The 15,377-nt window shown below is 63.9% G+C and carries 16 protein-coding genes and 1 pseudogene; 7 read left to right on the top strand and 10 right to left on the bottom strand.

Annotation, left to right across the window (positions count from 1 at the left end; genetic code table 11):
• Positions 1–72: 72 nt before the first annotated feature.
• Positions 73–744: a ceramidase domain-containing protein gene (locus A4R29_RS28595; protein WP_063173373.1), complete on the top strand. Its 672-nt coding sequence runs from the start codon at positions 73–75 to the stop codon at positions 742–744.
• A gap of 95 nt (positions 745–839) precedes the next feature.
• Here A4R29_RS28595 and acnA read toward each other — a convergent pair whose 3' ends face one another.
• The gene (gene acnA, locus A4R29_RS28590; protein WP_013528828.1) at positions 840–3,530 is read right to left on the bottom strand and encodes an aconitate hydratase AcnA; all 2,691 of its coding nucleotides are present in this window, start codon (positions 3,528–3,530) and stop codon (positions 840–842) included.
• Positions 3,531–3,810: 280 nt separating this feature from the next.
• Between acnA and ccmA the strand changes: the two genes are divergently transcribed.
• From ccmA to A4R29_RS28570, 4 genes are all read left to right on the top strand, one after another.
• Positions 3,811–4,434 (top strand): heme ABC exporter ATP-binding protein CcmA, encoded by a 624-nt coding sequence (ccmA, locus tag A4R29_RS28585; RefSeq protein ID WP_063173372.1) that lies wholly within the window; start codon positions 3,811–3,813, stop codon positions 4,432–4,434.
• A gap of 28 nt (positions 4,435–4,462) precedes the next feature.
• Entirely contained in the window at positions 4,463–5,128 is a 666-nt protein-coding gene (ccmB, locus tag A4R29_RS28580; RefSeq protein ID WP_024504965.1) for a heme exporter protein CcmB, read from the top strand.
• A 123-nt stretch (positions 5,129–5,251) separates the two neighbouring features.
• Positions 5,252–5,419 (top strand): heme exporter protein CcmD, encoded by a 168-nt coding sequence (gene ccmD / locus A4R29_RS28575; RefSeq protein ID WP_063173371.1) that lies wholly within the window; start codon positions 5,252–5,254, stop codon positions 5,417–5,419.
• A complete protein-coding gene (locus tag A4R29_RS28570) occupies positions 5,416–5,991 on the top strand; it encodes a DsbE family thiol:disulfide interchange protein (protein WP_063169543.1) in 576 nt (191 codons plus the stop codon). Before ccmD ends, A4R29_RS28570 begins: the two co-directional genes overlap by 4 nt.
• A gap of 158 nt (positions 5,992–6,149) precedes the next feature.
• Here the strand turns inward: A4R29_RS28570 and A4R29_RS33490 are convergent, their stop codons facing one another.
• On the bottom strand, positions 6,150–6,317 hold the full coding sequence (locus tag A4R29_RS33490; RefSeq protein WP_013528833.1) for a hypothetical protein: 168 nt from the start codon (positions 6,315–6,317) through the stop codon (positions 6,150–6,152).
• Positions 6,318–6,576: 259 nt separating this feature from the next.
• On the opposite strand from A4R29_RS33490, the gene A4R29_RS28565 reads away from it, so the two are divergent.
• Both A4R29_RS28565 and A4R29_RS28560 read left to right on the top strand, forming a co-directional pair.
• Positions 6,577–7,497 (top strand): SMP-30/gluconolactonase/LRE family protein, encoded by a 921-nt coding sequence (locus tag A4R29_RS28565; RefSeq protein WP_013528834.1) that lies wholly within the window; start codon positions 6,577–6,579, stop codon positions 7,495–7,497.
• 76 nt (positions 7,498–7,573) lie between these two features.
• Positions 7,574–7,780, top strand: coding sequence for a tautomerase family protein (locus tag A4R29_RS28560; protein ID WP_063173370.1), 207 nt, complete (start codon positions 7,574–7,576; stop codon positions 7,778–7,780).
• A 205-nt stretch (positions 7,781–7,985) separates the two neighbouring features.
• Here the strand turns inward: A4R29_RS28560 and A4R29_RS28555 are convergent, their stop codons facing one another.
• From A4R29_RS28555 to A4R29_RS28525, 8 genes and pseudogenes are all read right to left on the bottom strand, one after another.
• A complete protein-coding gene (locus A4R29_RS28555; RefSeq protein ID WP_024504967.1) occupies positions 7,986–8,516 on the bottom strand; it encodes an NADPH-dependent FMN reductase in 531 nt (176 codons plus the stop codon).
• 39 nt (positions 8,517–8,555) lie between these two features.
• Positions 8,556–9,176, bottom strand: a complete 621-nt coding sequence (locus A4R29_RS28550) for a pyridoxamine 5'-phosphate oxidase family protein (protein ID WP_013528837.1) — start codon at positions 9,174–9,176, stop codon at positions 8,556–8,558.
• Positions 9,177–9,201: 25 nt separating this feature from the next.
• Positions 9,202–9,876 (bottom strand): septation protein A, encoded by a 675-nt coding sequence (locus A4R29_RS28545; protein WP_013528838.1) that lies wholly within the window; start codon positions 9,874–9,876, stop codon positions 9,202–9,204.
• Positions 9,877–9,937: 61 nt separating this feature from the next.
• Positions 9,938–11,743, bottom strand: coding sequence for a signal recognition particle-docking protein FtsY (gene ftsY, locus A4R29_RS28540; protein ID WP_063173369.1), 1,806 nt, complete (start codon positions 11,741–11,743; stop codon positions 9,938–9,940).
• Between the two features lie 12 nt (positions 11,744–11,755).
• Positions 11,756–13,069, bottom strand: a complete 1,314-nt coding sequence (mtaB, locus tag A4R29_RS28535) for a tRNA (N(6)-L-threonylcarbamoyladenosine(37)-C(2))-methylthiotransferase MtaB (protein ID WP_063173368.1) — start codon at positions 13,067–13,069, stop codon at positions 11,756–11,758.
• On the bottom strand, positions 13,069–13,953 hold the full coding sequence (gene dapF, locus A4R29_RS28530; RefSeq protein WP_063173367.1) for a diaminopimelate epimerase: 885 nt from the start codon (positions 13,951–13,953) through the stop codon (positions 13,069–13,071). Before dapF ends, mtaB begins: the two co-directional genes overlap by 1 nt.
• Before the next feature lie 96 nt (positions 13,954–14,049).
• Complete coding sequence (locus A4R29_RS33485; protein ID WP_013528842.1) at positions 14,050–14,211, bottom strand: DUF1328 family protein; 162 nt, start codon at positions 14,209–14,211, stop codon at positions 14,050–14,052.
• 82 nt (positions 14,212–14,293) lie between these two features.
• A pseudogene (locus A4R29_RS28525) lies at positions 14,294–15,313 on the bottom strand (MBL fold metallo-hydrolase).
• Positions 15,314–15,377: the final 64 nt, after the last annotated feature.

The raw sequence follows: 15,377 nt of genomic DNA, 5'->3' as shown, positions 1-15,377 counted from the left end.
GCAGCCGACCGCAACCGCGCAATAGGAAGGATCTGCGCTTCAGGATAGAAACCGATTCGGGCGGCAATCGCGATGTGGCAAACGTTTTTGGCGCCGGTCGACCTCTATTGCGAGCGGACCGGCCCGGAATTCTGGTCCGAACCGGTCAACGCCCTGACCAACTTCGCCTTCATCGCCGCCGGCCTGTGGGGCGTGCGCGAGGTGCGAAGGCTGGGCACCGGCGCCTTCGCCGAGGTTCTGGCCTGGTGGGTGGTGGCGATCGGCATCGGCTCGACGATCTTTCACACTTTTGCCACCAAGGGCACGGTCTGGGCCGACGTGCTGCCGATCGCCGGCTTCACGCTGGCCTACACGCTCTTCAATCTGCGTCGCTTCCTCGGCATGCGATGGGGCAAAGCCATCGCCATCTTCATCGCCTTCTATGTGATTGCCGGGGCGATAACCGTTGCCGTGCCGGACTGGCTGCGCCAGGCCTCGAACGGCACGACGGGCTATCTGCCGCCGTTCCTGGCGCTCGCCTTCTTCGGCGCGCTGGTGGCCGCCAGCGGCAATCGCGCCGGCTGGTACAATCTGGCCGGGTCGGCGATCTTCGTGGTGTCCGTCATCTGCCGGATGATCGACCCGCTGGTCTGCGGCGGCTTCCCGCTCGGCACGCACTTCCTCTGGCACATCCTCAACGGGCTGATGCTGGGTGTGTTGTTGGCCGCCGCGGCGCGGTTCGGGGCGCCGAAAGTAAGGGAATAGGGGAATAGGGGAATAGGGGAATAGGGGAATAGGGGAATAGGGGAATAGGGGAATAGGTATTCCCTTCCCTACTTCCCTACTTCCCTACTCCCTTACTAAGCTGCCAGATCGCGCAGCACGTATTGCAGGATGCCGCCGTTCTTGAAGTAGTCGAGCTCATCCAGCGTATCGATGCGGCAGATGATCGGCACGTTCTTCACCGTGCCGTCGCCATAGGTGATTTTGGCGATCATCGTCTGGCGCGGCTTGATGGTGCTCAGTCCGTCGATCTCGACCAGCTCGTCTCCCTTGAGGTTGAGCGATGCCCATGAGGTGCCTTCCTCGAAGACGAAGGGGATAACGCCCATGCCGACCAGGTTCGAGCGATGGATGCGCTCGAAGGACTGGGCGATGACCGCGCGGACACCGAGCAGATTGGTTCCCTTGGCCGCCCAGTCGCGCGACGAGCCGTTGCCGTATTCGACGCCGGCGAAGACGACCAGCGGCACGCCTTCCCTTTTGTACTCCATCGCCGCGTCGTAGATCGATTCCTCTTCCTTCGACGGGTAGTGAATGGTGTAGCCGCCCTCGCGGCCGTTCTCGCCCAGCATGTGGTTGCGGATGCGGATGTTGGCGAAGGTGCCGCGCATCATCACCTCGTGATTGCCGCGCCGTGTGCCGTACTGGTTGAAGTCGGCGACACCGACGCCGTGGTCGGTGAGATATTTTCCGGCCGGCGACGCTGCCTTGATCGATCCGGCCGGCGAGATGTGATCGGTGGTGATCTTGTCGCCGAACAGGCCGAGCACGCGGGCGCCCTTGATGTCGCCGATCTTGCCGAAACCTGATGTCATGCCGGCGAAATAGGGCGGGTTCTGCACATAGGTCGAGTTGTCGTCCCAGGCATAGGTCTGGCCTTCCGGCGCCTTGACGTTCTGCCAGTACTCGTCGCCCTTGAAGACGTCGGCATATTTGCGGGCGAACAGCTCGCGGGTGACGTTCTTCTCGATGAACTCCTGGATTTCGGCCGAGCTCGGCCAGATGTCCTTGAGGTAGACCGGCTCGCCGTTCTTGTCCTCGCCGAGCGGCTCTGTCGTGAGGTCCTTGGTGACAGTTCCGGCCAGCGCGTGCGCGACGACCAGCGGCGGCGAGGCCAGATAGTTGGCCTGCACGTCAGGCGAGACACGGCCTTCGAAGTTGCGATTGCCGGACAGGACCGCGGCGGCGATCAGGCCCTTGTCGTTGATGGTTTTGGAGATCGGCGCCGGCAGCGGGCCGGAATTGCCGATACAGGTGGTGCAGCCGAAGCCGACCAGGTTGAAGCCGATCTGGTCGAGCTCCTTCTGCAGGCCGGATTTCTCCAGATATTCGGCGACCACCTGGCTGCCGGGAGCCAGCGAGGTCTTCACCCACGGCTTCTGCTTCAAACCGAGCCGGTTGGCATTGCGGGCCAAAAGACCGGCGCCGATCAGCACGCTCGGGTTCGAGGTGTTGGTGCAGGAGGTGATGGCGGCAATGACGACATCGCCGTGACCGAGATCATGGTCGGTGCCTTCGACGGCATAGCGCTTGGAGATTTCGGCCGCCTTCTTGTATTCGGTCTCCATCGCCTTGGCGAAGCCTTCCGGAATGCCTTCCAGGGCGACGCGGCCTTCAGGCCGCTTGGGGCCGGCCATCGACGGCACGACGGAACCAAGTTCGAGCTCGAGCAGATCAGTGAAGACAGGGTCGGCCGAGCCGGTTTCACGCCACAGGCCCTGCGCCTTGGCGTAGGCCTCGACCAGCGCGATGCGGTCCTCGCTGCGGCCGGACATTGTGAGATAGCGGATGGTTTCCGAGTCGACCGGGAAGAAACCGCAGGTGGCGCCATATTCGGGGGCCATGTTGCCGATGGTGGCGCGGTCGGCCAGCGTCATGTTGGAGAGGCCCGGGCCGAAGAACTCGACGAACTTGCCGACGACCCCCTTCTTGCGCAGCATCTGGGTGACGGTGAGCACGAGGTCGGTGGCGGTGACGCCCTCTTTCAGCTTGCCGGTGAGACGGAAGCCGATGACTTCCGGCAGCAGCATGGAGACCGGCTGGCCGAGCATGGCCGCCTCGGCCTCGATGCCGCCGACGCCCCAGCCGAGCACGCCCAGGCCGTTGATCATGGTGGTGTGCGAATCGGTGCCGACGCAGGTGTCGGGATAGGCTGTGGTTTCGCCGTCCTCGGTGTTGGTCCACACCACCTGGCCGAGATATTCGAGGTTGACCTGATGGCAGATGCCGGTGCCGGGCGGCACGACGCGGAAGTTGCGGAACGCCTGCTGGCCCCATTTCAGGAATTTGTAGCGCTCTTCGTTGCGCTCATATTCCAGCTCGACATTGCGGGCGAAGGCCATCGGCGTGCCGAATTCGTCGACGATGACGGAATGGTCGATGACGAGGTCGACCGGCACCAGCGGGTTGATCTTCTGCGGATCGCCCCCGAGCGAAGCCATGGCGTCGCGCATTGCGGCAAGGTCGACCACGGCCGGAACGCCGGTGAAATCCTGCATCAGCACGCGGGCCGGGCGATAGGCGATCTCGACGCCGGCGGTGCCCTTATCGGTCAGCCAGCCGGCCACCGCCTGGATCGATTCCTTGGTGACGGAGCGGCCGTCTTCGTTGCGCAGCAGGTTTTCCAGCAGCACCTTCATCGAATAGGGGAGTTGCGAGATGCCGGTAAGGCCGTTCTTTTCGGCCTCGATGAGATCGAAATAGGCATATTCAGCGCCGCCTGCGGTCAGCGTGCGGCGGCAATTGAAACTGTCGAGAGATTTTGACACGTGCGATCCTTGTCTGTTCAGCCTGAAAGGGAACGGACGCCGATGGCATGCAATCACGCGCAAAGGTGCGGGTACGGCCATTTCCGCTGTCCGTTCCCAAGCAACCCGAGCCGTTCAAGGCGGCGCGTGCGCTGGTTCGGCGCTAATTCTGTTCCCGTGCCGACCGCTGGCACGGATGCACCGCATATAGAGAATTTTCTGGAATAGTTCTAGACAGTTGGAAAGCAATTTTGTGCGATGCGGCAGCGGCCGCGACACATGGTTTCAGGGCAGGCGAGGAATGCGGCTGATCGCCGAAAATCTGGGCGGCGAGCGAGGCGGCGACGCGGTGTTTTCCGGCATCGGCTTTGCCTTGGAGCAGTGTCAGGCGCTTATCGTCACCGGGCCGAACGGATCGGGCAAGTCGACCTTGCTGCGGATCATCGCCGGGCTGCTGCCGGCGACGGAAGGCAGCGTGAGGATTGAGGGCGTCATGAAGGTTGAAGACGGGGGCGAAGCGTTTCCGTCTGTTGCCTCGGCCTGTCACTATCTCGGCCACCAGAACGCAATGAAGCCGGCGCTCAGCGTGGCGGAGAATTTGCGCTTTTGGCGAGACTTCAATGGCGACGGACAGCTCGGCGTCGAAGAGGCGCTGGAAACGGTCGGGCTCGGCGGCATCGGCCACCTGCCGTTCGGCTATCTATCGACCGGGCAGCGGCGCCGCGCGGCGATCGCCAGGCTTTTGGTCAGCCACCGGCCATTGTGGCTGCTGGACGAGCCGACGGCGGGGCTGGACAAGGCGGCGGAGGCGCGGTTTGCGGGGTTGATGGCGAGGCATTGCGCGGACGGCGGGATGATTGTCGCGGCGACGCATCTGCCGCTCGGGATCGAGGGGATGGAGTTGAGGATGGGGGAAGCCGGTTGATGGTGTCTGGGCGAAAGCATCTCAAACCATGCTAGCGCTCTTCCTGCGCGACATCCGCCTCAACATTCGTGCCGGCGGCGGAGCGCTGACCGGGGTCATCTTCTTCCTCGCCGTCATCGTCACCATCCCGTTCGGGGTCGGGCCGGACCTGAAGCTGCTGGCCCGCATCGGACCGGCCATCCTGTGGATCGGCGCGCTTTTGTCCTGCCTGCTCGGGCTCGACCGGTTGTTCCAGGCCGATCGCGAGGACGGTTCGCTCGATCTCCTGGTGCTCGGCAACGATCGCCACATGCTGGCCTTGACGGTGCTGGTGAAATGCCTGGCGCATTGGGCGGGCAGCGTGCTGCCGCTGGTCATTGCGGCTCCCTTGCTCGGCCTGTTCATGAACATGGAGCCGCTCGGCATCGGCGCCACGGCGCTGACGCTGCTGGTCGGCACGCCGGCCATCACGTTCATCGGCGCCGCCGGTGCGGCGGTGGCGGTGGCGCTGCCGCGTGGCGGGCTGCTGATCTCGGTGCTGGTGCTGCCACTGACCATCCCGGTGCTGATCTTCGGCGTTTCGGCAAGCTATGGGGCGACCGCCAATCCCGACCCGTTTCTGCAGCCGTTCCTCATTCTTGCCGCGCTGACCCTGTTTCTTGGCGTGCTGGGTCCGGTCTCGGCGGCGCTGGCGCTGCGCCATGGCACGGATTGACGCAGCGTATGACTGCGGCTCGGCGACCGATTGCGAAGCCGACGGAGCGAGGCTAAGGAAAAGCATGTCTAGACTGGGCGACATGATCGGCTTGGAAGGCCCCACTTCAGCGGGGCCTGCCGCATGAGTGCGCATGCACTCTACGTGACCGCCGCCTATGGCATCACTGCCGTGGTGCTGGCCGGATTGATCGGCTGGATCCTGCTCGACCAGCGGGCGCGCAAGCGTGAGCTTGTCGAACTGGAGGCGTCCGGCGTGAGGCGTCGCTCCGACAAGGTCGCCAAGCCATGAGCACCGAAACGGAAACGCCGCCGCCCAGTCGTCGCCTGTTCGTGCTTCTGCCGCTGCTGATCTTCCTCGGCCTGGCCGGACTGTTCCTGTCGCAGCTGCTGTCGGGGCGCGATGCTTCGGAAGTGCCGTCGGCCTTGATCGGCCTGCCTGCGCCGCAAACCAGCCTGCCGGCGCTGGAGGGCTCAAACCTGCCGGGGCTCGATTCGAAAACCTTCGCCGGCAAGGTCACATTGGTCAACGTCTTCGCGTCGTGGTGCGCGCCATGCCGCGAAGAGCACCCGGTGCTTCTGGCGTTGTCGCAGGATAAGCGTTTCACCATGGCAGCGCTGAACTACAAGGACCGGCCCGAAAACGCACGCCGGTTCCTCGGCGATCTCGGCAATCCGTTCCAGGCGATAGGGGTCGACGAAGCGGGCCGCGCGGCGATCGACTGGGGCGTCTACGGCGTGCCGGAAACCTTCGTCATCGGCAAGGACGGCAAGATCGCCTACAAACATGTCGGCCCGCTGACGCCCGAGACGGTGCAGGCGTTGCTGTTGCCGCAGATCGACAAGGCACTGGCGGCGCATTGATATTCCGGTGATTCCGGCCTGCAAACAGCGGCTTTCTGCGCGTCCGGTGCTCGCGTACCAAAAGTACGCTCCGCTCCGGTTCTCGGAAACCACCGTTTTCGACTCGGCCTGACCTGAATCTCAACGCACCTTGGCGGCGCGTCTTATCGGGCTTGAGATCAGCCGTAGATCTGCTTGTGGATCTGGTAGAGCATTTCCGAGCGGTCGGCGCGCATGTCCGCCAGATCGCGGCTGGAAAAGCTGTCGATTTCGGCGACAAGGCGGTTGTAGTGCTTGCGCTTGGCAATGCTGTTGCGAGCGCGGGTCATGAGACTGTCGAGGATCATAGCAAGGTTCCTTTTTGGCGCCGCATTTCGGCGGCGGTTTCTTCCTCCCTTGATCGATACGAAGCATGACATAGTAATGGTGCATTGCAAAAAGAAGATGTTGCAATGCACCATTGCGCTGGACGCATAGCCGGTTAATGCGGCGCTAACGTCATGCGCAAAGCCGGCAAGCGATCTTTTGTGGGACACTGTGCGTACCCACATTGCCTTCTGTCCCTCCGGCTGGCTTGATCCCTGTCATTGATGCCGGGAGGAAAGCATGGCGGCCGCAGACTATTATGAAATTCTCGATCCGCGCTTCGCGCGCCTGTTCAACGGCAACGCGCAGGTCGAGAAGCTATTCACCGGATGCCAGTGGGCGGAGGGGCCGGCCTGGTTCGCCGCCGGCCGCTATGTCGTCTGGTCCGACATCCCCAACAATCGCATGCTGCGTTATGACGAGACCGACGGCAATGTCAGCGTCTTCCGGCAGCCGTCCGGCAACTCGAACGGCAACACCGTCGACCGGCAGGGCCGGCTGATCACCTGCGAGCATTCGGGCCGCCGCGTCAGCCGCACCGAGTTCGACGGCTCGGTCACCACGATCGCGGCCAAATGGAAAGGCAAGCGGCTGAATTCGCCCAACGACGCGGTGGTGAAATCCGACGGTTCCATCTGGTTCACCGATCCAAGCTACGGCATCGATACGGATTATGAGGGCGACAGGGCTGAGAGCGAAATCGGCGCCTGCCACGTCTACCGGGTCGATCCCGGCACCGGCGAGGTCGAAGCCGTCATCACCGACATGGTCAGGCCCAACGGCCTCGCCTTCTCGCTGGACGAGAGCAAGCTTTATGTCGTCGATACCGGCCGCACGCATGGCGCGCAGAATCCGGCGCATATGCGGGTGTTCAATGTCGGCAAGGGCGGCAAGAAAGTCTCCGGCGAAAAAGTCTTCGCCGACTGCACCGCCGGCCTGTTCGACGGCTTCAGGCTCGACGAGGACGGCCGTATCTGGACCAGTGCCGCCGATGGCATCCATTGCTACGATCCGGACGGCACGCTGATCGGCAAGGTCAAGGTGCCGGAAGTCACCGCCAATTGCGTGTTCGGCGGCAACAAGCTGAATTGCCTCTACATCGCCGGCACCACGTCGCTCTACATGGTGCGGCTGATGGTCAACGGCGCCAAGACATACTGAGAGTTGAACACTGGCGACCGTTCGACGGTTTCATCGAAGCGGGTCGTGAGCACGAACATCCCCGGGAGGACAAGAAATGCCATTCGTCAACATCCGCATCGTCAAGGAAGTGATCGCCGCCGATCCGGCGGGCAAGAAGGCGGATATCGCCAAGAAGGTCACCGCGGCCATCATAGACGCCACCGGGCTGAGTAACGACGATGTCTGGGTGGTTTTTGAAGAGGTCAACGCCCGCGATTGGTACGTGGGGAAGACCGATGTGGAGACGCTGCGAAAGGGGTAGTGCGCGATCTTTCCTTCTCCCCTTGTGGGAGGTGGATCGGCGCGCAGCGCCGAGACGGTTGAGGGGTGGGTGACGGATTGCCGTCGGTGCCAAGCTGGAACACCCTCATCCGACCTCGCTTCGCGAGGCCACCACCCTGGGGCGAGCCACGGGTCTCGCCCCGTCCTTCAGACCCCACAAGGGGAGAAGGAAGAGAGGCCGCCGCTCAACGCGAGCGGATAAACTCCGCGAAGGCATTCAGTGCATCATGCATCGCCTGCCGGTTCGCCGGCGCCGCCAGGATGCCCGCCACCTCCGGCGGCTTCCTGCCGAGCAGGGCGATCTCCAGCACATCGTCGTAAAGCGCGAACGACATGGTGCGCATGATCTCGGCCAATGCGGCGCGGGCGAACAGCGAGCGCGGCGAGGCGTGTACCAGCATGGCGGGCTTGGCGACGGCGGCATCGCGCGAGACCAGCCAGTCGAGCGCGTTCTTCAGCCCGCCCGGCACGCCATGGGCATATTCCGGACAGGAGACGATCAGGCCGTCGGCTCGACTGACGGCATCGATCAGCTTGGAGGCTTCGAGCGGCGTCCGCTCGCCTTCATCGTCGGGATTGAAGATCGGCAAACGGCCAAGCCCGTCATGGACGGTGACGCGGCAGCCGGACGGCGCTTCGCGCGCCAGTGCGGCGATCAGCGCCGAATTTGTGGAGGCCGCGCGCAGGCTGCCGGAAATGGCAAGGATGTTCAGCAAGGTATGGAATCGGTCCAGACGCGAATCGCGTCCGCAAAACTACCACATCGTCTTCTTGTATTCCTCGTCGAGCCAGCGATCGGTCGCCTCGGCGGAATCGGCAACCGCCAGCTGATCGCGCATGATCTGGCCGAGCGTCGGCAGCGTCGCGCGGTCGTACCAGGTTTCCGGCTTCCACAAATCCGAGCGCATGAAGGCTTTTGCGCAGTGCATGTAGGCCGCCTTGACGCTGACCACGACAACGCTTTGCGGCTCCCTGCCGTCGACGGCGAGCCGTTCGCGCAGATTTGCGTCGACGGTGATGCGGGCATCGCCGTTGACGCGCAGCGTCTCGTTCATGCCGGGGATGAGGAAGAGCAGCCCGACCGGGGGATTGACGAGGATGTTTTCCAGCGTGTCGAGCCGGTTGTTGCCGGGCCGGTCGGGAATGGCGATGGTGGTGTCGTCCAGAACGGTGGCAAAGCCCGGTTTGTCGCCCTTCGGCGTCACGTCGGCATTGCCGGCACCGTCGGACGAGCCAATCAGCACGAATGGGCTCTTGCCGATGAAGGAGCGGCAATGGCCGTCAAGTTTTTTCAGCTCCTTGCGGATAGAACCGTCGGTCGGCCGTGGCGTCTTGTAGATCGTCCTCAACTGGTCGCGCGTGGTGACGAATTCCATGGCCCTTTCCCCTTATTTGCAGGCTCTATTTCCCGGCCTTCTCTTCTTTGCCGGTCTTGTCGTCCAGCGAATGGCGCAGGATCAGCGGCATTTGGCTGAAGGTGAACAGAAGCGTGATCGGCATGATGCCCCAGACTTTGAAAGTAACCCAGGCGTCGGTGGAAAAATTGCGCCACACCACCTCATTGACGATGGCCAGGAACAGGAAGAACAGGCCCCAGCGGAAGGTCAGCTTGCGCCAGCCTTCAGCGTCGAGGCTGAAGGCTGAATCGAAGACATAGCCAAGCAGCGACTTGCCGAAGTACAGGCCGCCGAGCAGCACCCCGCCGAACAGCGTGTTGACGATGGTGGGCTTCATCTTGATGAAGATGTCGTCCTGCAGATAGAGCGTCAGCGCGCCGAAAATGAAGACGACGACGCCCGACACCATCGGCATGATCGGCAAGGTGCGGGTGAGCAGCCACGAGGCGATCAGCGCGATTGCCGTGGCAGCCATGAACAGGCCGGTGGCGACGAAGATCGGCCCGCCGAACTCGGCCAGAACAGGGAATTTCTGCACCAGCCATCCGCTGCGCGCATTGGCGAAGAAGAACACCATCAACGGACCCAGCTCCAGCACCAGCTTGAGCAGCGGATTGACGCCTTCCTTCTTCTGCTTCTGCGGGTCCGACGGATCGCGTTCGAGAATGGGTGGGTTCATGGAATCTCTTTCTTGCGCATGATCTGATCCAAAAAGTCTGCAACTTTTTGGGACATGCTTGTTAAGCTACTCCAGCGATCGCCCTGGCGAATTCGCTTGCCGAGAAAGGTTCGAGGTCGTCGACCTGTTCGCCGACGCCGATGAAATAGACCGGCAATTTGTGCTTTGCCGCGATCGCCACCAGAATACCGCCGCGCGCCGTGCCGTCCAGCTTGGTCATCACCAGGCCGTTGACGCCGGCGATATTGCGGAAGATCTCGACCTGGTTGAGCGCGTTCTGGCCGGTGGTGGCGTCGACCGTCTGCAGCACGGTGTGCGGCGCTTCCGGATCGAGCTTGCCGAGCACGCGGACGATCTTTTCGAGCTCGGCCATCAGTTCGGTCTTGTTCTGCAGACGGCCGGCGGTGTCGATGATCAGCACGTCGGAGCCGGCCTCTTTCGCCCGCTCGAATGCATCATAGGCAAGGCCGGCGGCATCGGCGCCGAGCTTGGAGGCGATGACCGGCGATTTCGTCCGCTCGCCCCAGATCTTCAGCTGCTCGATGGCTGCCGCGCGGAACGTGTCGCCGGCGGCGAGCATGACCGACAGGCCGCCATCGGTCAGCTTGGCGGCGAGCTTGCCGATGGTGGTGGTCTTGCCGGTGCCGTTGACGCCAACCACCAGGATGACATGCGGCTTGTGCGAGAGGTCGAGCTCCAGCGGCATGGCGACATGGGCCAGCACTTTTTCCACCTCGGCCGCCATGATGGCGCGGACCTCGGTGTCGGAAACGTCCTTGCCGTAGCGGCTCGCGGCCAGCGCGTCGGTAACGCGCAAGGCCGTCTCCATGCCGAGATCGGCGCGGATCAGCACATCCTCCAGGTCCTGCAAAGTCTCTTCGTCCAGCTTGCGCTTGGTGAAGACGCCGGCAATGTTGCCGGTCAGTTCCTTGGACGAGCGGGCAAGCCCGTCCTTCATGCGCTGGAACCAGGAGCGCCTCGGTGCCGGCTCCGGCGCCTTTTGCGGCTCGGCCTTCTGCTCGACCTTCTTGGTGACGGTCACCTTGCCGGGGGCGGCTTTCGGCTCCGGCGCGGGTGGTGGAAGAGGCTGCGGCTCGGGCGCAATTTCCGCAATGACCGGCTGCGATTCGATCGGCGCAGGCTGGCGAATGGGAGGTGCGATTTCGGCGGCGGGTGCTTCGGGCGTCGGCGCTGAAACTTCTTCCTTCTCCCCGTCGCTATACGGGGAGAAGGTGCCGGCAGGCGGATGAGGGGCGGCGCCGGCCTTTGAAGACGGCTGAAGAGGGGACGGCGCCGGTGTGGGCACCTCGATCGGCGCTGGTGTTTCTGCCGGAACCTCGGCCGGCGTCGGCACTTCGACCGGGGCCGGCTCCGGCCGCTTTTCCGGGCGTGACGGGACGATCTCCGGTTCGGCCGGCGCCGGCGCTGGGACTTCTTGCGGCTGCCGTTCGGGCGTGGGTTCGGGAGTCGCAGGGGTGAGCGGAACTTCCTCGGGCGCCGGCGGCTCTGGCGTCTCTGGCGCGGGCGCCGGTTCTTCTTTCGGCGCGGGCTCCGGCAGAGGTTCCGGCTCGGAGGGAACAGTCGGCTCCGGTGCTGGCGGGATGGTCGGCTCCGGCGCGGGCACCGGTTCCTCGACAGGCGCCGGTTCCGGCGCAGGAATTACCTCCGGCTCGACCGTCGGCGTCGTTTCTGCCTCGGGCCGCGGCTCGTCGCGCTTCAAGAACTCCGGGACGGCCTGTTCGGCCGCCGGCTTCAGCGCATCGAGTGCTTCCCATTTGATCGGCGGTAGCGGGGCGGTCTCGTCGATCCGTTCCTCGACCACCTCTTTCTTGCCGAACGAAAATATCTTCTTGAAAAAACCAGCCATGCTTTGCGTTTCTCAGGCGGCGCGGGCGGCAAGCGGCGCCGCGATCAGCCTGGTACCATCATGGCCCGATATATCGGCCTCGACGATCTCACCCGGTGCGCCCGTGCCGAGTGCGGCAAGCGTAAAACCCTCGGTGCGGCCAAGGCCGTCTCGCTCGATCAGGATCGACTGACGCGTACCGGTGAGCAACGACAGATGCCTGACATAGGCAACTTCACCGGCGGCGCGCAGCCGGGCGGCGCGCTGCTTGACCACCTCGCGGCGGAGCTGCGGCATGCGCGCGGCAGGCGTGCCTTCGCGTGGACTGAAGGGGAAGACGTGGAGATGGGTCAGGCCACACTCCTCGACAATTTTCTCCGAGTTCTCGAACATTTCGTCGGTCTCGGTCGGGAAGCCGGCGATGATGTCGGCGCCAAAGACGATACCGGGGCGCAGTTTGCGCACATCCTCGCAGAAGCGGATCGACTGATCGCGCAGATGCCTTCGCTTCATGCGCTTCAGGATCATGTCGTCGCCCGACTGCAGCGACAGATGCAGATGCGGCATCAACCGGGGCTCGGTGGCGATGGCGTCGAGCAAATCGTCGTCGGCCTCGATCGAATCGATCGACGACAGCCGCAGGCGCTTCACATCGGGCACCTGTTTCAGGATGGTCTTCACCAGTTTGCCGAGCTTCGGCGCGCCCGGCAGGTCGGCGCCGAATGAAGTCATGTCGACGCCGGTCAGAACGATCTCGGCATAGCCGTTGCCGGCGAGCCGCTTGACCTGCTCGACCACGGCGCCCATCGGCACCGAGCGCGAATTGCCGCGGCCGTAGGGAATGATGCAGAAGGTGCAGCGGTGGTCGCAGCCGTTCTGCACCTGGACGAAGGCGCGTGCGCGGCCCTCGATGGCGTCGACCAGGTGGCCCGCGGTCTCGCGCACCGAAAAGATATCGTTGACGCGCGCCTTCTCGGTGACGTTGACGCCGAAATCCGGCAGCGCGCGGTAGGAATTCGCGTTCAGCTTCTCTTCATTGCCAAGCACGAGATCGACCTCGTCCATGGCGGCGAATTTTTCAGGCTCGGTCTGCGCGGCGCAGCCGGTGACGATGATGCGGGCCTGCGGGTTGTCTCGGCGCGCCTTGCGGATCGCCTGCTTGGCCTGGCGCACTGCTTCGCCTGTCACGGCGCAGGTGTTGAAGATCACGGCGCCACCTTCCAACGCGCCGAGGCCCGCACTTTCAGCCTCGCGCCGCATCACCTGCGATTCATAGGTGTTGAGCCGGCAGCCGAAGGTGACGACATCGATCCCCGGGGACACCGGGCTCTTGGGCAGAGCGGACATCAGGCCGCGCTTTCAGTGTCGCGGGCCCATGTCCCGATCGACGGGTCGAAGTTGCCGGAAAATTCCCATTCGGCGGCGCCGGTCAGGACCACGTGGTCATCGTCGCGCCATTCGACATGCAGCGTGCCGCCGCCTGGCGTCAACAGACTGACGCTGCGGCCGGTCCGGTTGGTGCGGGCCGCGGCCACGACGGCCGCGCAGGAGGCCGAGCCGCAGGCCTTGGTCAGGCCGGCGCCGCGTTCCCAGGTGCGGATGACCATTGTTTCGGGCGAAGTAACCTGAGCGATGGTTATGTTGGCGCGCTCGGGGAACATCGGGTGGTTCTCGAGCAGCGGACCGAAGCGGTCGAGCTCGTAGGACCAGACGTCGTTGTCGACCCAGAAGATCGCGTGCGGGTTGCCCATCGAAACGACCGAGGGTGAATGCAGCACGGGGGCGTCGATCGGGCCGATCTGCAGCTCGATCATGCGGGTGTCGCGGAATTCCTCGGCCAGCGGGATATCCTGCCAGCCGAAGCGCGGCGTGCCCATGTCGACCGAGATCGAACCGTCGGCGTGTTCGCGCGCATTGAGGATGCCCGCCACGGTCTCGAAGGTGAAGATCTTCTGGCCGGTCTCGGCGGCGAGCGCCTGGACGACGCAGCGCATGCCATTGCCGCAGGCCTGCGCACCGGTTCCATCGGAATTCAGGATGTCGATGAAAAAGGCGGTGCCAGACGTCCTGGCGTCATGGATCGCCATGATCTGGTCGAAGCTGGTCGCAGCATCGGCGTTCAGCGCAATCGCCGCCGCCGCCGTCACCCGATCGGCACGGCCACGCATATCGGCAACGATGATCTCGTTGCCGATGCCGTTCATCTTGGCGAAAGGGGCAGTGCTGGCCATTGCTCCGAAAAATTCCGTGTCCGTTTGGCGCTATATGGCGGAAACGGGCAGGAATTACCAGTGCGCAGCCGCTTGGTCTCGGCGAAAGCGCCGGACTTACGTGACCGCGAAAATGCCCAGCACCACCAGCAGGAAGATGATCAGAACGATGCCGATAAGGATACGCGCACCGGTGGCCGCGGCACCTGCCAGTGCCGGCATGCCGAGCAAGCTCGCCGCCGCGGCGACGATCAGGAGAATGATAATCCATTTGAGCATGACAATGCCTCGCAAACCGGCAAATATTTCAACCACATGAAAACGCGGTTGCAGCGCTGGGGTTCCGTCGAACCGATGCGGATCAGGGCCCTATGTGCTCCGGCACATCCCAGACCTCGCCCGGCCGCAAGGCGCGAAAGCGCTCGCGTGGGATGCCTCGATCGTCAAGCGCCTCGGTCAATTTGCGCGCCGGCTCGTCGATCGGCTCGTCGGTGAGCTGGAAGGTGCCCCAGTGACAGCCGGCGGCATGGGCGGCGTTGCACAGCGTCATGCCCTGCACGGCTTCCCAGGGATTCTGGTGCTGCGGCGCCATGAACCAGCGCGGCTCATAGGCGCCGATCGGCAGGATGGCGAAGCGGAAACCGCCATGTTTCTCGGCCATCAGCCGGTAGTTGATGCCATCGTGGAAGCCGGTATCGCCGGCGAAATAGAGCTTGCCGTCAGGCGTTTCGACGACAAAGCCGGCCCAGAGCGCCATGCGCCGGTCGCGGGCGCCACGCGCCGACCAGTGATGCACCGGCTCGACATGAACGGCGGCGCCGTCGCCGATCTCGACCCTGTCGCCCCAGTCATGCGCCGACAGTCGCATGCCGGGCACGGCGGCTTCGATGATGGCGTCGTTGCCGAGCGGAGTGAGCACCAGCGGGTCGTGGCCGGCCTTCAGCCGCTTCAACGTGGCGAGGTCGAGATGGTCGTAGTGGTTGTGGCTGACCAGCACGAGGTCGATCGGCGGCAGGTCGGCAAAGGCGATGCCTGGCGCATTGATGCGTTTTGGTCCGGCGAAGGAAAGCGGCGAGGCGCGCAACGACCATACCGGATCGGTAAGGATGTTCAGACCGGCCGTCTGGACCAGCAAGGTGGAATGGCCAACCATCGTCACTTCCAGCGCGGCGCCCTCGACCCTTGTCGCCGGCTTTGCCTGCGGAAAGGGGCTTGCATCGCTCGCCGGCTATTTCGAGCGCTGGCCATTCAACTGCCATTTCAGCAGGTCGGCGAAACGGCCGGGTGGCTGGCCGTCGGGATTGAAGAACAATGCGCCGTCGAAATGGTCGCTGGGCGGGCCGCCATAATAGCGATTGGCGGCTGTCTTTCTCGCGGCCAATTTTGCGGCTCCGGCAGGTGTTTCGTTTTCCAGACATAGGCGCTAAGGCGGCTCGCGCAAGCGT

The sequence above is a fragment of the Mesorhizobium ciceri biovar biserrulae genome, from assembly GCF_001618845.1.
GTDB lineage: Bacteria > Pseudomonadota > Alphaproteobacteria > Rhizobiales > Rhizobiaceae > Mesorhizobium > Mesorhizobium ciceri.
The sequence above is the reverse complement of the archived record's forward strand: the minus strand, read 5'-3'. Positions and strand labels throughout refer to the sequence as shown.